Genomic DNA, 3,682 nt, shown 5'->3' on the forward strand with positions numbered 1-3,682 from the left:
TCGCCCTGTCAACTTCTGCATCCACCCCGCTGGTCGTCCCATAAACACCTCCTTGATTAAAGGTGTTGCGACGACCAGTTGATTTCGCCCAGGACACCTCAGGCTTTGTCACGTTGGGGGGCCGGTCGCGTAAGATGGAGCGATGAAGAACTCGCTCTATCACGGCCACCGGTTTCCGGCAGCGATCATCAGTTGCGCGGTGCGCTGGTACTTCCGGTTCAACCTGAGCCTGCGCGATATCGAGGAGCTGCCGTTCGAGCGCGGTGTCGCCGTGACCTACGAGACCATCCGCCGCTGGTGCGATAAATTTGGCGCGCGCTTCGCCCATCGTGTGAAAGTCGCATGGCGCAAGCCAGGCAGCACCTGGCATCTCGACGAGATGTTCGTGACGCTGCGCGGTGAGCCCTACCTGCTATGGCGGGCGGTCGACGAGCATGGCGCCGAACTCACTGAAGCGGCCCAAAATCCGTCAACCGCTTCCTGAGCAGGGGCACGCTCGCCGCTGCCTTGTCTCGCTATTGGCAAGTTGACAAAACCGCGCGGAGGCGGTCGCTGGGGACGCCGTCAGGGCACGACAAGGTGGGGCAAAGCATGACGGCAGTTGCACGTTGGTAGCCGGCAGCCTAGATGAGGGTGGCTTCCCTCACGATATGTCTCGGGAGACGACGGCCTCAACGGTCCCTACAGAGCAATTTGCATCACGGTGCCGCCGGTCGAATTGGCCGGTGAGAATTCCTGCGAGCAAAACACATCAGGGCGTACTTCTGACGTGCCGATTGGCGCGAAGCCGAAGCGCGAAAAATACGCGGCTGCGGACGCGGTACGCACTACCATCGACTCAACACCCCTCTGGCGGGCATCTGCCACAATGGCGGACAGGAGCAGTTCTCCAAGTCCCGCAGACCTCGCATGCTCCGCAACCGCCAATCCTCGCAGAAGGCCAATTGTTCCATAATGTTCGACTCCCACGCAGCCGAGAAGCCCTGAGTTATCCCGCGTTACCAGATACTGCTCAATATGTTCGCCGACGCCCTCGACGTGTAGGGCGCAGGAACGCAGGAGTGCCTCAACCTCAGGCAGGTCCTCGCTGGTTGCAAAGTGGGGGCGCATGAGACTCTCCTTCACGCCATGCTCGTCCCCTCATCGTACTGTTGTCGTCGGGCTCTCGCGCGTAGGGATTCTTCGTAGGTGAATTTGCTTATTCTGCGCGAGCCGGGAAATGCGTGGGGTGAGTGGCACCTGAAGGCAGGCGAGCGAGTCGGCTCGCATTGCGTCACGCGCGAATACGTTCGAAGATGTACCGGCGTCGGCCACGATGCAATGGAAGAGCTCTGGCACAGGACGGACTGAGTTCCCGGATTATTCCCAGGCGAGAGTAGCGTCTTTCATCAGGTGACCGGCGAGGATATAGTCACCATGCTTGATAGCCAGAGCTTCTAGTTCCGACAGGGCAGGCTCTGGAAGTAAAGTCAGGTCGAATACGCAATACAGATGCCGCTGCCTGAATGTGGTTTTTGGCTCCCTTAAGCCGCGCAATAGGGCTTCCGGCGAGCGCACCGCAATATGCTCAATGCTTCTAAATTGCACGTTTACGCCATGTTCCTGCCCGAGTCTCCCCAGTTCGATGGCGTCTTCCCAGCCAGTCTCATAGTCGAGGTCTACCGTGCCCTTGGCCCACGTTCTAATACATTCGATTGCATTGGCTCGACTGTGTGCGACGTAGACGGTCATGGCGAACCTCGTCGGTGGCTTAACGGTGCAAAAAATATAACGGGTAAACCACAGTCGGGCAACCGGGAACTCATCCCATAGATGTGCGCTCCTGCAGCGGATTGGTGGGATGTGCTCGGCAGGCGCCCGGTTGCGAGTCCACTATGACCCCATGGCTGGGCGGCACGCCATCGTCGACAAGCGGTTGAGGCGCCCTAGACTGATAGTTGTCGATGCGACTGTTGTTCGGCCGGCATCGCAGTGACTATCTGGCTCAACAAGGGTTTATGATGCCCAAGTTCGCTGACTTGGTAAGCCTGCTAGAAATTTCCGCTGTCGTGCTGGTGGTTTTGGGGCTTGCGCTGGTCGCAATACTTGTGCTTACTCAGATGCCTGGCCACTCACACAGCGGCCCGTTGCCGACATTGTCGACGGAGGAACAGGCTCTCTCGGCACGACTGCGAGAACATGTCAGGCACCTGGCCACGACGGAGCACAATGTCCAGAAGTACACGGAACTTGAAGCGGCCGCCCAGTATATTGAGAACACCCTGGCGGCTGAAGGCTACGTCGTCAGTCGACAGGAGTATGAGACCCTCGGAAGGAAAGTTCGCAACCTGATTGTCACGGTCCCGAGCCAGACTCAGTCCGGAAAGAACGTAATCATAGTTGGAGCGCACTATGACTCGGCGATTGGGTCGCCAGGCGCTAACGACAATGGAACGGGTGTGGCAAGTATTCTTGAGCTGGCCAAGCGTTTGAAAGACGCTGGAGCAACAGCTCAATCAGACATTGTGTTTGCGCTGTACACAAACGAAGAGGAACCGTACTTCCGGACGAATCTCATGGGTAGCAGCTTGCATGCTCGGTCGCTTAAGGAAAAGGGAGCAAACGTAATAGCGATGTTCTCACTGGAGACCATGGGGTACTACTCCGACGTCAAGGGCTCGCAAAAATATCCCGGCCCGCTGAAAGCATTCTATCCGGAACGGGGGAATTTCATCGGCTTTGTGGGCAACGTAAGGTCTCTGGGTCTAGTGCGCAAAGTTACGGGCTCTTTCCGGCAGCATGCGGCCTTCCCGGCGGAAGGGATCGCTGGCCCACGGGCGATTCCCGGCATCGATTGGTCAGACCATGCACCGTTCATGGACCAGGGCTACCCATGTTTGATGGTGACCGATACCGCCCTATACAGGTACCCTTACTATCACGGCGCGCAAGACACCATCGACAAAATTGACTTCGACAAGCTGGCGCGCGTGGTTGTCGGTCTTGAGGCGGTCGTGCGAGACCTTGCCAACAATCCCTAGGCTCTAATGGTCCCAATGGTTGGGTGACGCCGCCCCTGGAGCGGCCCCCTGAAACGCCGGACACAGTCCCCCACTTACAATAGCGGGTAGGCATACGACTGTGTTTATGACTAAAGCGAAGCAGGAATTGGTGGAAGTGTTGACGGGGCCAGAGCGCCGGCGGCGGTGGTCGTCGGACGAGAAGCTGGCGATGGTGCGTGAGAGCTGCGAGCCCGGCAAGACGGTTTCAATGGTGGCCCGCCGCATTCACCGTCAGCACGGTGAAAGAGTAGGATCCATCTGGCCAATCCTTCCACAGCCCAGCAATTCCAAACGCCGGCACATCCGGCAGCCTGATTTTGTATCGAGTAGATTTGGGGGCCGGACTCGTAGTTCGGCTCGTAGATGGCCGTCGCCGGTAACGGCAAGATGCAGCCCATGCACGCGCACTCCACAAGGTACACCGTATGGACATGCGGGCTAGCGCTACACCCTCTCGACAGGCCGTTGCATCGACCGGTTGAATCCGCAGCCGGCTTCTGCCGGCGGAGGGAGGCGACACGTTCCTTGGTCGCAACACCATTTGCTTGTAAAGGTTGAATTTCATACGGTGCAGACGTCGACAAGCGCTGATCGACCATGGCGCCGCCGACTGTGAAGTGATACAGGCTTTGCCAGGAGTG

Annotated in this window: 3 protein-coding genes and 2 pseudogenes; 3 read left to right on the forward strand and 2 right to left on the reverse strand. The window is 58.3% G+C overall.

Annotation, left to right across the window (positions count from 1 at the left end; translation table 11 throughout):
* Nucleotides 1–142 precede the first annotated feature (142 nt).
* Nucleotides 143–448, forward strand: a pseudogene (locus tag ACW4E8_RS40865) (IS6 family transposase); the annotation flags it as partial.
* A gap of 233 nt (nucleotides 449–681) precedes the next feature.
* Here the strand turns inward: ACW4E8_RS40865 and ACW4E8_RS40870 are convergent.
* Both ACW4E8_RS40870 and ACW4E8_RS40875 read right to left on the reverse strand, forming a co-directional pair.
* Nucleotides 682–1,110, reverse strand: a complete 429-nt coding sequence (locus ACW4E8_RS40870) for a GNAT family N-acetyltransferase (RefSeq protein WP_456809680.1) — start codon at nucleotides 1,108–1,110, stop codon at nucleotides 682–684.
* Between the two features lie 249 nt (nucleotides 1,111–1,359).
* Nucleotides 1,360–1,731 carry a PHA-granule associated protein 4 gene (locus ACW4E8_RS40875; RefSeq protein ID WP_456809681.1) on the reverse strand — a complete coding sequence of 124 codons (372 nt, stop codon included), beginning with the start codon at nucleotides 1,729–1,731 and terminating at the stop codon, nucleotides 1,360–1,362.
* A gap of 212 nt (nucleotides 1,732–1,943) precedes the next feature.
* Here ACW4E8_RS40875 and ACW4E8_RS40880 point away from each other — a divergent pair, with 212 nt between their 5' ends.
* Both ACW4E8_RS40880 and ACW4E8_RS40885 read left to right on the forward strand, forming a co-directional pair.
* Nucleotides 1,944–3,020, forward strand: a complete 1,077-nt coding sequence (locus ACW4E8_RS40880; protein WP_456809682.1) for a M28 family peptidase — start codon at nucleotides 1,944–1,946, stop codon at nucleotides 3,018–3,020.
* 130 nt (nucleotides 3,021–3,150) lie between these two features.
* Nucleotides 3,151–3,282 (forward strand): annotated as a pseudogene (locus ACW4E8_RS40885) (transposase); the annotation flags it as partial.
* Between the last annotated feature and the right edge of the window lie 400 nt (nucleotides 3,283–3,682).

The sequence above is a fragment of the Cupriavidus sp. CP313 genome (genome assembly GCF_054072015.1).

Coding starts and splice junctions, on each gene's coding strand:
- ACW4E8_RS40875 (WP_456809681.1), bottom strand. CDS start 1,731: ATGACCGTCTACGTCGCACACAGTCGAGCCAATGCAATCGAATGTATT.
- ACW4E8_RS40880 (WP_456809682.1), top strand. CDS start 1,944: ATGCGACTGTTGTTCGGCCGGCATCGCAGTGACTATCTGGCTCAACAA.
- ACW4E8_RS40870 (WP_456809680.1), bottom strand. CDS start 1,110: ATGCGCCCCCACTTTGCAACCAGCGAGGACCTGCCTGAGGTTGAGGCA.